Annotated in this window: 12 protein-coding genes; 10 read left to right on the top strand and 2 right to left on the bottom strand. The window is 60.3% G+C overall.

What is annotated here, in order from left to right; all coding sequences use genetic code 11:
- Positions 1-17: 17 nt before the first annotated feature.
- Entirely contained in the window at positions 18-488 is a 471-nt protein-coding gene (locus tag CKW17_RS19945) for a DUF1810 domain-containing protein (protein WP_095121157.1), read from the top strand.
- Here the strand turns inward: CKW17_RS19945 and CKW17_RS19940 are convergent.
- Positions 453-2,813, bottom strand: a complete 2,361-nt coding sequence (locus CKW17_RS19940; protein ID WP_176470099.1) for a DNA polymerase II — start codon at positions 2,811-2,813, stop codon at positions 453-455. The genes CKW17_RS19945 and CKW17_RS19940 overlap by 36 nt on opposite strands.
- Positions 2,814-3,011: 198 nt before the next feature.
- Between CKW17_RS19940 and CKW17_RS19935 the strand changes: the two genes are divergently transcribed.
- A complete protein-coding gene (locus tag CKW17_RS19935) occupies positions 3,012-3,452 on the top strand; it encodes a CBS domain-containing protein (protein ID WP_008084932.1) in 441 nt (146 codons plus the stop codon).
- A gap of 133 nt (positions 3,453-3,585) precedes the next feature.
- On the opposite strand, the gene CKW17_RS19930 is transcribed toward CKW17_RS19935, so the two are convergent.
- Positions 3,586-4,209 (bottom strand): glutathione S-transferase, encoded by a 624-nt coding sequence (locus CKW17_RS19930; protein WP_095121155.1) that lies wholly within the window; start codon positions 4,207-4,209, stop codon positions 3,586-3,588.
- Between the two features lie 1,117 nt (positions 4,210-5,326).
- Between CKW17_RS19930 and CKW17_RS19925 the strand changes: the two genes are divergently transcribed.
- From CKW17_RS19925 to CKW17_RS19890, 8 genes are all read left to right on the top strand, one after another.
- A complete protein-coding gene (locus CKW17_RS19925; RefSeq protein WP_095121154.1) occupies positions 5,327-6,151 on the top strand; it encodes an energy transducer TonB in 825 nt (274 codons plus the stop codon).
- 67 nt (positions 6,152-6,218) lie between these two features.
- A complete protein-coding gene (locus tag CKW17_RS19920) occupies positions 6,219-6,905 on the top strand; it encodes a MotA/TolQ/ExbB proton channel family protein (protein ID WP_371044186.1) in 687 nt (228 codons plus the stop codon).
- A complete protein-coding gene (locus CKW17_RS19915; protein WP_007918272.1) occupies positions 6,905-7,306 on the top strand; it encodes a biopolymer transporter ExbD in 402 nt (133 codons plus the stop codon). Before CKW17_RS19920 ends, CKW17_RS19915 begins: the two co-directional genes overlap by 1 nt.
- Before the next feature lie 207 nt (positions 7,307-7,513).
- The gene (locus tag CKW17_RS19910) at positions 7,514-10,225 is read left to right on the top strand and encodes a TonB-dependent receptor (protein WP_176470098.1); all 2,712 of its coding nucleotides are present in this window, start codon (positions 7,514-7,516) and stop codon (positions 10,223-10,225) included.
- Positions 10,226-10,373: 148 nt separating this feature from the next.
- Positions 10,374-12,239 carry an extracellular solute-binding protein gene (locus tag CKW17_RS19905; protein ID WP_095121153.1) on the top strand — a complete coding sequence of 622 codons (1,866 nt, stop codon included), beginning with the start codon at positions 10,374-10,376 and terminating at the stop codon, positions 12,237-12,239.
- 1 nt (position 12,240) lies between these two features.
- Positions 12,241-13,305 (top strand): microcin C ABC transporter permease YejB, encoded by a 1,065-nt coding sequence (locus tag CKW17_RS19900; RefSeq protein ID WP_095121152.1) that lies wholly within the window; start codon positions 12,241-12,243, stop codon positions 13,303-13,305.
- On the top strand, positions 13,305-14,327 hold the full coding sequence (locus CKW17_RS19895) for an ABC transporter permease (protein ID WP_095121151.1): 1,023 nt from the start codon (positions 13,305-13,307) through the stop codon (positions 14,325-14,327). Before CKW17_RS19900 ends, CKW17_RS19895 begins: the two co-directional genes overlap by 1 nt.
- Before the next feature lies 1 nt (position 14,328).
- Positions 14,329-15,963, top strand: coding sequence for an ABC transporter ATP-binding protein (locus tag CKW17_RS19890; RefSeq protein WP_095121150.1), 1,635 nt, complete (start codon positions 14,329-14,331; stop codon positions 15,961-15,963).
- Positions 15,964-16,077: the final 114 nt, after the last annotated feature.

The following is a 16,077-nucleotide window of genomic DNA, read 5'->3' as shown; positions in this document are numbered from 1 at the left end:
CTGGCGAGGGCTTCGCGATGAGAAGCACTGATCAGTACGACCCGTTCAACCTGCAACGTTTTGTCCAGGCCCAGGAATCGGTGTTCGAGCGCGTGCAACGCGAACTCGATGAGGGCCGCAAACGCAGCCACTGGATGTGGTTTGTCTTCCCGCAGTTCGCCGGTCTGGGCGGCAGTGAAATGTCCCGGCGCTTCGCCATCGGTTCAGCCGAGGAAGCCCGGGCCTATCTGGCCCATGAGTTGCTCGGCGCACGCCTGCGCACCTGCACGCAGTTAGTGCTGAAGGTGCAACAGCGTTCGATTGCGGAGATTTTCGGCCATCCCGATGACCTGAAATTCCATTCCTCAATGACTCTGTTCGCACAGTTTGCCGCTGAAGACAGCGTGTTCACGCAAGCGCTGGAGCGCTACTTTCACGGCATTCTCGATGAATGGACGCTGCAGTTGCTCGACTCAAAACAGGCCCAGTTGCCCCCCGATCAGGGTTGAGAAATCGTCGTCGACAAACGGCAGAATCGCATCCGCCACCGGTTGCAGCTGGCGGGTGATGTAGTGGTCGTAGTCGATGGCGGCGCGGCGCACCTCCAGCGGCTCGGGACCTGCCAGTGTGATGACGTAGCTGATCCAGCCGCCATTCTGGTATTGGCGCGGGCGCCCGTGCTGCACGTTGTAGTCGTCGGCCAGCCGCGCCGCACGCACATGGGGCGGCACGTTGCGCTCGTAATCGTCGAGAGTGCGGCGCAGGCGCTTGCGGTAGACCAGTCGATCGTCGAATTCGCCAGCGAGGGTTTTACGCACATAGTCGCGCACGTAATCCTGATAGGGCTTGCGCTGGAAGATCCGCTCGTAGAGTTCCTGCTGAAACTGCCGGGCCAGCAGCGACCAATCGGTGCGCACGGTCTCCAGGCCTTTGTAGACCATTTCATCGCTGCCGTCGGCGCGGGTGACGAGGCCGGCGTAGCGCTTCTTGCTGCCCTCCTCCGCACCGCGAATGGTCGGCATCAGAAAGCGTTTGTAGTGAATTTCGAATTGCAGTTCGAGGGCGCTTTCCAGGCCATATTCATCACGCACATGCGCGCGCCACCAATCGTTGACGTGTTTGACCAGCGCATGACCGATGCTCGCCGCTTCTTCCTGCCCGTGCGGGCGACGCAGCCAGACGAAGGTCGAGTCGGTGTCGCCGTAGATCACCGCGTGGCCCTGTTCTTCGATCAGCTTGCGCGTGCGCAACATGATCTCGTGACCGCGCAGGGTGATCGATGAGGCCAGCCGCGTATCGAAGAAGCGGCAACCGCTGGAGCCGAGCACGCCGTAGAAGGCGTTCATGATGATCTTCAACGCTTGCGATAGCGGTGCGTTGTGTTCGCGCTTGGCGGTCTCGCGGCCCTCGGCAACGCGCGAGACAATCGACGGCAGGCAGTGACGGGTGCGCGAGAAACGGGCGCCACGGAAACCCGGCACCGAGTCGGCGTCGTCCGGGTGTTGCAGGCCTTCAATCAGCCCGACCGGGTCGATCAGAAAGGTGCGAATGATCGACGGATACAGACTCTTGTAATCGAGCACCAGCACCGACTCATACAGGCCCGGTTGCGAGTCCATGACGAAGCCACCGGGGCTGGCCTGCGGCGGATTGGTGCCGAGGTTCGGCGCGACAAAACCCTGTCGGTGCATCAACGGCATATACAAATGCGTGAACGCTGCTACCGAGCCGCCGCTTCTATCCGCCGGCAGTCCGGTGACACTGGCGCGCTCGAGCAGAAAGGTCAGCAACTCGGTCTTGGCGAAGATCCGCGTAACCAGTTCGCAGTCCTTGAGGTTGTACTTGGCCAGCGCCGGTTTGTCCTCGGCGAACATGCGGTTGATTTCGTCCATGCGCTGGTACGGGTTGTCGATCGACTTGCCTTCGCCGAGCAGAGTCTGGGCAACGTTTTCCAGGCTGAACGAAGGGAAACTCCAGGTTGCCGAACGCAGGGACTCGATGCCATCGATGATCAGCCGCCCCGCTGCCGAGGCAAAGTAATGATTGCGACTGCCGTGTTCGCGCCATTGCATTTCTTCGCCACCACGACCGATTTTCAGCGGCACACCGAGGCGCCGCGCGTGTTCGTGGAGGATGCGTAAATCGAACTGAACGACGTTCCAGCCGATGATCGCATCGGGGTCGTGGCGGGCGAACCAGTCGTTGAGTTTCTTCAGAATGACCGTGCGCGAGTCGCAGTATTCAAGGTCGAAGTCGACGATGCTGTCATCGCCGTTCGGCGCACCGAGCATGTACACCTGACGTTCGCCGCAACCTTCGAGGGCAATCGAATACAACTCGCCGGTTTCGGTGGTTTCGATGTCCAGCGAAACCAGCCGTAGCGTCGGCCGGTAATCGGGGTCGGGTTTGAGCTGGGCGTTGAGCAATACGCCGTCGGCATCGGGCGTGCCGCTGAACCGCACCGGCGCGGTGATAAAACGCTCCATCAGGTAGCGTTCCGGCGGGCGTACGTCGGCTTCGTAGACGTCGACCCCGTTGCGGTTGAGCGCGGTTTCCAGGCGCATCAATTGGCCGTGTTGCTGGCAATACAGACCGAGCACCGGGCGATGTTCGAAATCCTGCAGGGCCAGCGGGCGCAGTTCTACATTCTTTTCATCGTGCAGCAGGCGTTCGGCCACGGCACGCTGCTCGGCGGGAATAAACGCCACCGACGGCTGATGCGGCAAGCGCACACGGCGCGGCCCGGCGTCGGTCGCCAGCCAGAACTCGACTTCGGTGCCGGCCGGAGTATCGCGCCAATGCCGGGTCAGGACGAAGCCCTGCGGTAAATCCACCACTGCAACCTCAGGAATTGAAACAGAGGGGCATTCTACGCGGCATTGCCTGGGATGACCCTGACGATAAACAGCCGCCAGCCACGGAAAAACCCGGCAAATGACGTTTTTTGCGTGTTATCTGCCGCTTTGCCACCTTGCCCTGCGCGCTTGCGTCTACGATGCTTGGATAACAACGACAACACCTGAGTAACCGCCATGAAGACCGTCGCCCAACTGCTCAAGCTCAAAGATCAGAAAAATCAGGAAGTGCACCAGATCAAACCTGATCACATGGTGCTCGAAGCGCTGATGAAGATGGCCGAGAAAAACGTCGGCGCCTTGCTGGTGGTCGAAGACGACAAAGTGGTCGGCATCATCAGCGAACGCGATTACGCGCGCAAACTGGTGCTGCATGGCCGCTCATCCGTAGGCACGCCGGTGCGTGACATCATGGTGGCGAACGTGATCACCGTCGACACCCACCAAACCGTCGACACCTGCCTGGGCATCATGTCGGACAAACGCCTGCGCCACTTGCCGGTGGTGGAGAACGGCAAGCTGATCGGCTTGCTGTCGATCGGTGACCTGGTCAAGGAAGCGATTGCCGAACAGGCGGAGCTGATCAAACAGCTGGAGCAGTACATTCGCGGGGAATAAAGCCCCTCCTCCTGATCGTTCCCCCGCTCCGCGTGGGAATGCCTCCTGTGACGCTCTGCGTCACGCATTGGGACGCGGAGCGTCCCGGGCTGCGTTACCACGCAGAGCGTGGGAACGATCATCTGCGGTGTGTTCAAGAAGGCCAATGCCGGGCGAAGACCGGCGCCAGCACCGGGTGCCGGTCAATCCGCTGCAACCACGCATAAAACCCCGGTCGCGTCTGACGTAAATGCTCGCGGCTGCCCGCCCAGCGCGTCACTACTGCCGCCAGCACATCCAGTGCCCCCGGCGTTTCGTCATCCAGATACAGCTCGGCAGAAAACTGGTCGGCAAACACCTCCCAACTCCAGTGCAAGCGCTCACGCGCGCCAGCGATCAGATTCTGCCGCGAGGCTTCGTCGGGCATCAGCAGCCAGCGCTCCGGATAATCGATGACGCCGATCGCCGCGTAGCAATTGCTGACGATGTACACCAGGCCGCGAATCGCCTGATCGCGATCATCCGCCCTGACCGGCAGCAGGCCGGACTTGGGAAACGTCAGGCCCAGATGAATCAGGATCGCCGCGCTTTCGGTGATGGCGCTGCCGTCGGGCAGTTGCAAGGTCGGTATCTGCTTGAGTGGATTGAGCTGGGCCAGCGCCTCGGCGGCTTCGGTGCTGGCTTCGATATCAATGAAGCGGTAAGCGATCTGGCACAGTTCCAGCGCCGCTTCGATGGCGGCGGCGCCCGAGTTTCTGTGCCCGTAGAGCTGGTACATATCCAATCCCCCCGAAAAGGCCATTGCCACAGGGTAGATGGCTGTAGCGCGGGTGTAGAAATAATCTGTCTGTGTATCGGTTTTGGCACGGTTTTCCCATGCACTCGCGACTTGCGAATTCAAACCTCGCAAAACAGCGCTGGCGGTGCCCATCCCGCACCAAGAGCAATCATCGAACGCTATCCGCGTTCTTGTAAGGTGCGATACCGAACCAAAAGTTCGCGTATCCGAGCTGGCAACAAGGAGTTCACCGCGTGAATCTTCAAACGCTCTGCCGCATCAACCTCTGCTTGCCTCTTTGTGCACAACGCCGAGTTCATTCGAACAGTCCCGGCGACCAACGCCTTTACTTTATTACCTGACTCCACGACCGCGCCCTGTGATCGGCAATGACTTATTCGCCGGCAATGGCGTGCTATTTATTTTTTAAATACAACTCACAAAGTTATTGCACAACCAATGTATTAAATGAACACAGGCAGGATTGTCGAACAATAACTTCCAGCGATTTTACAAGCGCACCAAAACAGCACCAGCGACTTGGACCAAACAGCACAGCAAACATTGATTTCATTTAAACAACAACAAGGAACATACGCCGTGACCCGCTAAAACATTGGCCCGCACCAAATCAGTCCGCCGCGCACCAGCAAGTGCCCCGGCCGCCAGCCACGCCGCCGCTCTATCCCGCCGATCAGCGTGATAGCGCGTAGAGCCTGACTCGTCTCTGAAAAAGCTCCCTTAACCGGAGTAACGGGAATCCGTGCGCCGGAGAAAAACCACGGCGATGGCAAAACTTATATAAATGCGACATGGGTAACACTCAGGAAATAAGCGTTCTACATTTCGGCAATATCTGGCACAACCGTTGCTATATGTAACAAGCATGAGACACCGACAGTGCGCTCACGCAATAGAAGAACAACCAGGGAATGGCCAATGAACACTCGAAGTCGATGACGCTAAGCCAGTAAGTTTGCACAAGCCTTGTTAACCGGATAGTTCAACTAACTATCGGCTTCTGCTCACCTTGAAGAAAGTTGCACCCACCCACTCGAACATCCCCCGGATGTTCGGACGGCACCTTATTGCCCTTCATCAACCCGAGGGAGCTTTAATGAACGATGCGGTAAAGCACAGAACCCTGCCGGGGCCGTTGCGGGAAGCGCCAGTCCCGCCGCCACCGGGCAGGCCGGCGTTTAAAGCCAATACCTCGCAACCTGGCGGGCTGAATAAACAGCAGATGGTCTTGCTGGTGGCTGTGTCGGCGCTGATACATGGCGGCGCCTGGTGGTTTCTCCAGCAATCCAAAACAGAGCCATTGCCAACGCCCCCGCAGATTCCGGAAATGACCGTCGAGCTGACCAGCCCGACGCCACCGGCACCGCCGACGCCGGAACCACCACCCCCGCCTCCTCCGCCACCACCGCCGGAACCTGAACAACCGGTGGAAGACGAGGACGCGGTCAAGCCGCCGCCGAAACCGGTGGAGAAACCCAAGCCGATCGAAAAACCAAAACCGGTCGAGAAGCCGAAACCGGTGAAAAAGGTCGAGCCGCCGAAAGCTCCACCGGCCCCGGCACAACCGGCTGCACCCGCTGCCCCGGCCACCCCGAGCGCACCGCCGGCCCCTGCCGCCGCGCCGGGTCCGGTCAAGGAGTCGGCAGCGATTTCCGGTCTCGCCAGCCTCGGCAACCCGCCGCCGGAATACCCGTCGCTGGCCCTGCGACGCAACTGGGAAGGCAGCGTGGTGCTGCGCATTCAGGTGCTCGCCAATGGTCGTGCAGGCTCGGTGACGGTGACCAAATCCAGCGGCAAGCCGCAACTGGATGACGCTGCTGTTGCTGCCGTGAAGAACTGGAAATTTATTCCGGCCAAACGCGGTGACACGCCGATCGACGGCTTCGCCACCCAGACCATCGATTTCAAATTGCCGCAATAACCGAACGCTCAATCAACGCACAACCGAATAACGCAAGCGAGGTGTCACCATGAACGATTTGTCTTCGATGATTGTCCCCGGCGTGCTCTGGGGTCTGGTGCTGTTTTCCGTGGTCAGCTGGGCGATCCTGCTGGTCAAGTCGGCGCAGTACCTGCGGCAGAAAGCGCAGAACAAACAATTCACCAAGGCCTTCTGGGGCGCGCCGGATCTGCTCACCGCCGCCGAACACGCCAGCCAGTATCCGGGCGCTCTGGCGCGCATCGCCAGCAGCGGTTTCGAGGCGCTGCTGGTGGAAGATTCGCCGCGCACCACCCAGCAACTGGCGCACACCATCAACCGTTCGGATCGTCTGGAACGCAACCTGCGCCAGCAGATCCAGAAGGAACGCCGCTCACTGGAAAACGGCCAGGCAATTCTCGCCAGTATCGGCAGCACCGCGCCGTTCATTGGTTTGTTCGGCACCGTGTGGGGAATCATGGAGGCGCTGAAAAGCATCGGCGAAACCGGTTCGGCCAGCCTTGAAGCAGTGGCTGGGCCGATCGGTCACGCGCTGATCGCCACCGGCGTCGGCATTGCTGTCGCCGTGCCAGCGGTGCTGATTTACAACTTTTTCCTGCGCCGCTTGAAGCTCGCCTCGGCAGACATGGATGACTTCGCCCACGACTTCGACGCCCTCGCCTCGCGCAGTGCGTTTTCCATCAGCCGTCAGGCCATCGCCAGCAAAACCACTGCCGCCGTGCGGGAGGCCAGCTGATGTCTTTTTCTACGCAAGACAGCGATGAAGTGCTCAGCGAAATGAACGTCACGCCACTGGTCGACGTGATGCTCGTGCTGCTGGTGGTGTTTATCGTCACCGCGCCGCTGATGACCAACGCGATCAAGGTCAACCTGCCGAAAACCGACGCCGTCGCCCCCGCCGAAAAGAAAGACCCGGTGGTGGTCAGCGTCGATCAGGACGGCAAGTTCTATCTGGCCAAGACCGAGTTGGCCCCGGAATCACTGGAAGCCAGCCTCAAGGAGGTCAAGGCCAAGGACGCCGAAGTCCGCGTGCAGTTGCAGGCCGACTCCGCCGTCAATTACGGCCAGGTGGCGAAAGCCATGGCGTCGATCGAACGCTCGGGCATTACCAAAATATCGGTGATGACCACCCACTGAGTGCGGTGGCGGGCGCGCAGTGAAAAACGCGCCCGCCACCGCCCGCTGAATCCTGTCGCAATCAGCCGACCGAAAAAACGCCACGCGTCTTCGGAGGGGATCGGCTTGCTTGAAGAAAGTGGTTTTCCGCACGCGGTATCACCGATAGCGGAGCAATGAGGGGCTCACAAGGCCAATTCGATAACGTCTAAAAAGTCGGAAATAACCATGCTGATGAACACTCCACGCTTCACGCTCAAACCCTTGGTGGCCACGATTTCTCGCCACCGTTTTGTTCCGTTGTATCTGGTGGCCATGGGGATGGGCGCCGGGACTGTGCAGGCGGCCGAGGACGACAACGCTGGCGTCCCGGCGGCTGCAGCGGTGGTTGCGCCGACCACGCAACTGCAACGGGTGGAAGTGACCGGTTCGGCGATTCGCCGGGTCGATGCGGAAACGGCGGTGCCGATCACCATTCTCAAGGCCGATGAGCTGCGCAAACAGGGCGTGACCACCACCGCCGAACTGGTCCAGCGCATCACTGGCAGCCAGTCGATCAACAACAGCGCAGGCTCCGTGGGCGCAGCCACTGGCGGCGCCTCGTTCGCTGACATGCGCGGTATCGGCGCGAACAAGACGCTGGTGCTGCTCAACGGTCGACGCCTGGCCAACAATGCCTTGTCGGGCACCAACTCGGCCGGCGGCGCGGTGGATCTGAACATGATTCCGTTTGCCGCCATCGAACGCGTGGAAGTGCTGCGTGACGGCGCCTCGGCCCTGTACGGCACCGACGCCATCGGCGGTGTGATCAACTTCATCACCAAGAAATCCCTGACCGACGGCCAGTTGACCCTCGGCGGCGAAACCCCGACCCACAGCGGCGGCGGCCAAACCAAAGACATGAGCGCCAGTTGGGGCTACGGCGACCTAGAAGAGGACCGCTTCAACGTGCTCGGCGTGTTCAACTACAACAAGCAGCAGAACCTCGACGCCAACGACCGCTCGTTCGCCACCGACTACGCCCCCGGTCGCGGCCTCGATCAGACCTCCGGCACCGCGTTCCCCGGTAACTACAGCCAGAACGGCAACGCCACCAACCCGTTGGCCAACAGCAATTGCAACGGCCCCAACCTGATCGCCCGCGACGGTTTGTGCCGCTTCAGTACCCGTGAATTCATCGACCTGGTGCCGCAGACCGAGAAGACCTCTTTCTTCGGCAAGACCACCGGCAAGCTCGGCGACGATCACAACGTCAACCTCGAATACTTCTGGTCGCGCAACAACAACGCCGTCGCCGTCGGCCCTGCGCCGCTGACCGGGCTGAGTCTCGATTCCTCGTCACCCTACTACCCCGGCAACGGCATCACCCCGGCGCCGACCGATTTCGCCCTCGACCCGACGCAACCGGTCGATGTGAACTGGCGCGAAACCGCTGCCGGCCCGCGTGAATCGAAAGACCAGAATACCAGCCAGCGCTTCCTGCTCAGTTTCGATGGTCTGGTCGGCGGTTGGGATTACAACGTCGGGGCCTCGTACAACCAGAACAAAATCGTCTCCAGCGTCACCAGTGGCTATGTCAGCGATCAGGCAATGATCGACGGTCTGGCCAGCGGTTTGCTCAACCCGTTCGGCCCGCAGTCGGCCGCTGGTCAGCAGTACATCGACAACGCGGCATATCACGGCGCCTATTCGACTGCTGTGGGCCGTGTAGCCGGTTTCGATGGTCGTATCAGTCGTGAAATCGGCGACTGGTTCGGTGCCGGCCCGTCCGGTCTGGCGCTGGGTGGCGAGTACCGCAAGGAGAAATTCCATCAGGACTTCGAGTCGTTCGCCGGCGACATCCAGAGCCTCGGCATCGACCCGGCCGGCAGCGTCGAAGGCGACCGCAGCGTCAAAGCTGCGTATGCGGAAATCAACGTGCCGGTGCTCGACAGCCTCGAACTGTCCGCCGCCGTGCGTCACGACAAATACAGCGACTTCGGCAGCACCACCAACCCGAAATATTCGTTCCGTTATCAGCCATTGAAAGAGCTGGTGGTACGTGGCGCCTATAGCGAAGGTTTCCGTGCGCCGTCGCTGTACGAGCTGTATTCGCCGCGCAGCATCACCTTCACTCAGGGCTACTACAACGACCCGGTGCTATGTACCGGCGGTGTGGTGCAACCGGGCGGCAACGGCGGCCGCGATTGCGGTCAGCAGTTCCTCAACCAGATTGGCGGCAACGAAGACCTGGCCCCGGAGAAGGCACGCAACGTGACCCTCGGCTTCGTCTATCAGCCGATCAACAACCTGTCAGTAGGTCTGGATTTCTGGTGGATTCACATCTCCAACCAGATCCAGCCGTTCCCGGAGTCCACCGTGTTTGATCAGGCCGGTTCCTACCCGGACCGCTTCGTGCGCAATGCCGATGGCACGCTCAACTACATCGTCACCGGCAACGCCAACCTCGGCATCGTCGAAACCAACGGTGTCGACGTGTCGCTCGACTATCGCTTCCCGAACACGCCTTACGGTCAGTTCGGTCTGGGCCTGCAAGGCACTTACGTTGACGAGTACGACTTCCAGAGCACCATCAAAGGCCCATTCACCGACAAGGTCGGCGACTTTCAGGGTGACGGCGTGATCGCGCGCTGGAAGCACAACCTCACCGGCAGCTGGACCTTCGGCGCGGCGCGGGCGGCGCTGACCAACCGCTTCACCACGGGTTACAACGACTACGACCGCGACACCCACGCGCGCGTGGCGTCGTATTCGGTCTGGGACCTGTCGGCCGGCTACACCTTCAACAAGGTGCTGGATGTCGATGCCGGGATGAAGAACGTGTTCGACCGCAACCCGCCGTTCTCCAACCAGGCTTATAACTTCCAGAGCGGCTATGACCCGCGCTATACCGATCCGCTGGGGCGTACCTTGTTTGCGCGCATGACTTACCACTTCTAACCAAGAGCACCGCAACTCCTGTAGGAGTGAGCCTGCTCGCGATAGCGTTTTTTCAGTCAACCTTGCAGGGTCTGACTTGGCCTCATCGCGAGCAGGCTCACTCCTACAGTTTTGATCTGTGTGCATTCAGGAATTGAGGAGTGATTGCATGAGTTTTTTGCGCAACATGGCGGGCCTGCTTCTGGGCAGTGCGCTGCTGTGCACCGGCACCTCGGCGCTGGCCGGCGGCAGCTATGCGCTGACGGTGTACGGCGAGGCGCCGAAGTATCCGGCGAACTTCCAGCACTTTGATTTCGTTGATCCCAAGGCGCCCAAGGGTGGTTCACTCAGTCGCGCGTCGATGGAAATCGGCCAGTACAACTACATCAGCCCGTACGCCGATCAGGGCATTTCCGTGGTGCAGGTCAACGACTGGGTGTACTCGCCATTGGCGTTCCGCTCGCTCGACGAGCCGTACACCGTTTACGCGTTGGTCGCGCAACAGATCGAGCGCGATCCGGATGGCTTGTGGGTGCGCTTCACCCTCAATCCAAAAGCACGCTTCGCCGACGGTACGCCGATCACCGCTGAAGACGTGCGTTACACCTTCAACCTGCTGATGACCAAGGGCAGCTTGAGTTATCGCCAGCAATACGCCGATGTGCAGGACGTGCTGATCGAAGGCCCGCGGCAGGTGCGCTTCACCTTCAAGAACAATCTCAACCGCACCCTCGCACTGGATCTGGCGACCATGCGTGTGGTCCCCGAACACTGGTGGAAAACCCGCGACTTCGCCAATGGCGGTGGTTTCGAGCCACCGCTGGGCAGCGGCCCGTACCGGGTGAGCAAGGTCGACGCCGGGCGCAGCATCAGTTTTCAGCGCGACCCGGACTGGTGGGGCAAGGACCTGCCGGTCAGTCGCGGCATGTACAACTTCGACAATCTCACGGTGAATTTCTACGGCGACACCGACGTTGCCCGACAGCTGCTGCAGGCCGGCGCGTTCGACTACAACCGCGAGTTCTCCTCGTCCGGTTACGTGGTCGGCTACGACAGCCCGGCACTGCGTGACGGTCGCTTGCAGCAGTCGATTCTGGCCCCGGAAAAACCGACCGCCGCCCAAGGCTTCGTGTTCAACCTGCAGAACCCGTTCTTCAAGGATCGCCGCGTGCGTCAGGCGATCAGCCTGCTGTGGGATTTCGAGTGGACCAACAAACAGATGATGCGCGGCTTCTACGTGCGCCAGAACAGCTTCTGGCCGAAGAGCGAAATGGCCGCCACCGCCCTGCCCGATGCCGAGGAACTGAAGATCCTCGAACCACTGCGCGGACAGATTCCCGACGAAGTTTTCACGACCGTGTATGAGGCACCGAAAACCGATGGCAGTGGCTACATCCGCGACAAACAATTGCAAGCGCTGAAGCTGCTCGCCGAAGCTGGCTGGACGCCGCAACACAATCGTCTGGTCAACGCTGCGGGTGAGCCGCTGGAGTTCACTTTCCTCGACGGTCAGGGCGGCTTCGATCGCATGTTGCTGCCGTTCAAACGCACCCTCGCGCAGATCGGCATCACCCTCAATCTGCGCCGGATCGATTCGGCGCAATACATCAACCGCCTCAACGCCCGCGACTACGACATGATCGTCGTCGCTTTCCCGCGCAGCGGCGATCCGATCGTCTCTCCCGGCCGCGAGTTGTACAGCCTGTACGCCTCGCAAAGCGCCACGCAAGTCGGCAGTTCGAACTCGATGGTGCTGGCCAATCCGGCGGTCGATCAACTGATCGACGGGCTGGTCCAGGCCAACACCCGCGAAGCCATGGTGCATTACGCCCGCGCCCTCGATCGGGTGCTGCAATGGGGTTACTACATGATTCCCAACTACTACTCCAAAGGCACACCGACGGTGTATCAGAACCGCTTCGGCATGCCACCCGTGCAACCGGCGTATGACGAAGGCCTCAACACCTGGTGGGAGGTATCGGCCAAGGCGCTGACCACCCAGCAGATGCACTCTCAACTCGCGGGGGGCCAGTGACATGCTGCGTTATCTGAGTCGACGTTTGCTGCTGATCATCCCCACGTTGCTGTGCATTCTGGTGGTGAATTTTCTGATTGTGCAGGCCGCGCCGGGTGGCCCGGTGGAGCAAGCCATTGCCCGCCTGCAAGGCTTCGGCGGGCACAGCATGGGCGGCGGTGGCGAGGTTGCCGCGATTGGCGGTGCCGGGCGCAGCAGCCGTGGCCTCGACCCGGCGCTGATCGAGGAGATCAAACACCATTACGGCTTCGACAAACCCATGCACGAACGCCTGTGGCTGATGTTGAAAAACTACGCGCAGCTGGATCTGGGCAGCAGTTTCTTTCGCGGCGCCAAGGTCACCGATCTGATCGTGCAGAAGTTGCCGGTGTCGCTGTCGCTGGGCTTGTGGGCGACGTTGATCACTTACCTGATTTCGATTCCCCTGGGCATTCGCAAAGCGATCAAGAACGGCAGCGCCTTCGATGTCTGGAGCAGCACGGCGATCATCATCGGCTACGCGATGCCGGCGTTCCTCTTCGCGATTCTGTTGATCGTGGTGTTTGCCGGTGGCAGCTACGTCAACTGGTTTCCGGTGCAGGGGCTGGTCTCGGATAACTTCGACAGCCTCAGCACGATGGGCAAGGTCGGCGACTACCTCTGGCACCTCGTGTTGCCGGTGACGGCGCTGGTGATCGGCGGCTTTGCCACGCTAACGATCCTGACCAAGAACAGCTTTCTCAACGAGATCAGCCGCCAGTACGTGATCACCGCGCGGGCCAAGGGTCTGACCGAGAGGCGCGTGCTCTACGGCCATGTGTTTCGCAACGCCATGTTGTTGGTGGTGGCCGGTGTGCCGTCGGCGCTGATCGAGGTGTTTTTCGCCGGCTCCCTGCTGATCGAAACCATCTTCAACCTCGATGGTTTGGGGCGCATGAGCTACGAAGCGGCGGTGTCGCGCGACTATCCGGTGGTGTTCGGTGCGTTGTTCCTGTTCACCCTCTTCGGTTTGCTGATCAAGCTGATCGGCGACCTCTGCTACACCCTGCTCGACCCGCGCATCGACTTCTCGGCGAGGACTGCCTGATGTTCACTCTTTCTCCTCTTGGTCAACGTCGCGTTGCGCAGTTCAAGGCCAACCGGCGCGGGCGCTGGTCGCTGTGGCTGTTTATCGGCCTGTGCCTGATTTGTCTCGGCGGTGAGTTGATCGCCAACGACAAGCCGCTGGTGATCCGTTACCACGACGCCTTTTACTTTCCGATCCTCAGCGATTATCTGGAAACCGACTTCGGCGGCGAGTTGCCGTTTCAGCCCGATTACGCCAGCGGTTACGTGCACAAACTGATCGAGGATCAGGGCGGCTGGATGCTGTTTCCGCCGATACCGTTCAGCTACGACACGGTCAACTACGACCTCAGCGAACCGGCGCCGAGTCCGCCGTCATCGAGCAATTGGCTGGGCACCGATGATCAGGCGCGCGACGTGTTGGCGCGGGTGATTTTCGGCACGCGGATTTCGATACTGTTTGCGCTGATCCTTACGGGTATCAGTGCATTGATCGGCATCGTTGCCGGGGCGTTGCAGGGTTATTACGGCGGTTGGGTCGATTTGCTCGGGCAACGGCTGCTGGAGATCTGGTCGGGGTTGCCGGTGCTGTACCTGCTGATCATTCTGTCCGGCTTCGTCTCGCCGAGTTTCTGGTGGTTGCTGGGGATCATGGCGCTGTTTTCCTGGCTGGCATTGGTCGATGTGGTGCGCGCCGAGTTTCTGCGTGGGCGCAATCTGGAATACGTCAAAGCCGCGCGGGCACTGGGCCTGACCGACAACGAACTGATGTGTCGGCACATTCTGCCCAACGCGATGACCTCCACCCTCACCTACCTGCCGTTCATTCTGACCGGCGCGATTGCGACGCTGACTGCACTGGATTTTCTTGGTTTCGGTATGCCGGCGGGTACTGCATCGCTGGGCGAGCTGATCGGTCAGGCCAAGCGCAATCTGCAAGCGCCGTGGCTGGGGCTGACGGCGTTTTTTGCCCTGGCGCTGATTTTGTCTTTGCTGGTTTTCATCGGTGAGGCTTGCCGTGATGCATTTGATCCCCGGAGCTGACATGAACGACAACCTGATTGAAATTCGCGATCTGCGCGTCGCATTCGCCGGACAAGAAGTGGTGCACGGATTGAACCTGGATATTCGCCGTGGCGAATGCCTGGCACTGGTCGGTGAATCCGGCTCGGGCAAGTCGGTGACGGCGCATTCGATTCTGCGTTTGTTGCCGGGCAAGAACGTCAGCAGCAGCGGCGCGATCCGCTATAACGGCGTGGACTTATTGCACGCCAGCGAGCAGCAGATGCGCAGCTTGCGTGGCAACCGCATTGCGATGATTTTTCAGGAACCGATGACTTCGCTCAATCCGTTGCACACGGTGGAAAAGCAGGTGAGCGAAGTGCTGGAGATTCACAAAGGTTTGAAGGGGCGCGCGGCACGTGAGCGGACGTTGGAGCTGCTGGAACTCGTCGGCATTCGTCAGCCTTTGCAGCGCTTGAAAGCCTATCCACATCAACTCTCCGGCGGGCAGCGGCAACGGGTGATGATTGCCATGGCGCTGGCCAACGAGCCGGAACTGTTGATCGCCGATGAGCCGACCACGGCGCTGGATGTCACGGTGCAGCAGAAGATTCTTGAGCTGCTGATCGAGTTGCAGCAACGCCTTGGCATGTCGCTGTTGCTGATCAGCCATGACCTCAATCTGGTGCGGCGCATTGCGCAAAGGGTGTGCGTGATGCGCCATGGCGAGATCGTCGAGCAGGCCGATTGCGAAACGCTGTTTGGTGCGCCGCAGCATCCTTACAGTCGCTTGTTGATCGAGGCGGAACCCAGCGGCGCTCCGGTGCCCAGTGAGTACGAGCACAACTTGCTTGAAGTCGATGATTTGAAGGTGTGGTTTCCACTGCCCAAGGCGTTGTTCAGTCGCCAGCAGGATTACATCAAAGCTGTGGACGGCGTGAGTTTCACCCTGCAACGGGGCAAGACCTTGGGCATTGTTGGCGAGTCGGGTTCAGGCAAGTCGACGCTGGGTCAGGCGATCCTGCGACTGGTCGAATCCGAGGGCAATATCCGTTTTGGCAACAAGCAACTCAGTCTGCTCAATCAGCGCTTGATGCGGCCGTTGCGCCGGCAGATTCAGGTGGTGTTTCAGGATCCGTTCGGAAGCCTCAGCCCACGGATGTCGGTGCAGCAGATCATCGCCGAAGGGTTGCTGACCCATGGCATCGGCACTGAAGCCGAGCGTGAGGCGGCGGTGATTCGCGTATTGGAGGAAGTCGGCCTCGACCCGCAGAGCCGTCATCGTTATCCCCACGAATTTTCCGGTGGCCAGCGCCAGCGTATTTCCATCGCCCGGGCGCTGGTGCTGGAACCGGCGCTGATTCTGCTCGATGAGCCGACCTCGGCGCTGGATCGTACGGTGCAGAAACAGGTGGTGGAGTTGTTGCGGCAATTGCAGATCAGGCATGGACTGACCTATTTGTTCATCAGCCATGATCTGGCGGTAGTGCATGCGTTGGCGCATGACTTGATGGTGATCAAGGATGGCAAGGTGGTTGAGCAGGGTTCGTCGCGGGAAATCTTTGCCGCGCCCAAACACCCCTACACCCAGGAACTCCTGAAAGCCTCCGGCCTAAAGCCCGACAAAAAACCCTGTAGGAGTGAGCCTGCTCGCGATAGCGGTATCCCAGTGACATGAGTGCTGCCTGACCCACCGCCATCGCGAGCAGGCTCACTCCTACAGGGATGGTGGTGAGTCATTGAAATTTATTTGTCGGGCACTGCATCCAAACGCCTCCGTCACGGGTAGTCC

This window comes from Pseudomonas sp. Irchel s3f10, assembly GCF_900187515.1.
Lineage (GTDB): Bacteria > Pseudomonadota > Gammaproteobacteria > Pseudomonadales > Pseudomonadaceae > Aquipseudomonas > Aquipseudomonas tensinigenes.
Note: the sequence above shows the minus strand (reverse complement) of the source record. Positions and strands in the feature narration are given on the sequence as shown.

Excerpts from the sequence above, each read along its gene's own strand:
- CKW17_RS19935 (WP_008084932.1), top strand. The coding sequence starts at position 3,012 with ATGAAGACCGTCGCCCAACTGCTCAAGCTCAAAGATCAGAAAAATCAG.
- CKW17_RS19890 (WP_095121150.1), top strand. The coding sequence starts at position 14,329 with ATGAACGACAACCTGATTGAAATTCGCGATCTGCGCGTCGCATTCGCC.
- CKW17_RS19930 (WP_095121155.1), bottom strand. The coding sequence starts at position 4,209 with ATGTACCAGCTCTACGGGCACAGAAACTCGGGCGCCGCCGCCATCGAA.
- CKW17_RS19905 (WP_095121153.1), top strand. The coding sequence starts at position 10,374 with ATGAGTTTTTTGCGCAACATGGCGGGCCTGCTTCTGGGCAGTGCGCTG.
- CKW17_RS19925 (WP_095121154.1), top strand. The coding sequence starts at position 5,327 with ATGAACGATGCGGTAAAGCACAGAACCCTGCCGGGGCCGTTGCGGGAA.
- CKW17_RS19895 (WP_095121151.1), top strand. The coding sequence starts at position 13,305 with ATGTTCACTCTTTCTCCTCTTGGTCAACGTCGCGTTGCGCAGTTCAAG.
- CKW17_RS19900 (WP_095121152.1), top strand. The coding sequence starts at position 12,241 with ATGCTGCGTTATCTGAGTCGACGTTTGCTGCTGATCATCCCCACGTTG.
- CKW17_RS19910 (WP_176470098.1), top strand. The coding sequence starts at position 7,514 with ATGCTGATGAACACTCCACGCTTCACGCTCAAACCCTTGGTGGCCACG.
- CKW17_RS19945 (WP_095121157.1), top strand. The coding sequence starts at position 18 with ATGAGAAGCACTGATCAGTACGACCCGTTCAACCTGCAACGTTTTGTC.
- CKW17_RS19915 (WP_007918272.1), top strand. The coding sequence starts at position 6,905 with ATGTCTTTTTCTACGCAAGACAGCGATGAAGTGCTCAGCGAAATGAAC.
- CKW17_RS19920 (WP_371044186.1), top strand. The coding sequence starts at position 6,219 with ATGATTGTCCCCGGCGTGCTCTGGGGTCTGGTGCTGTTTTCCGTGGTC.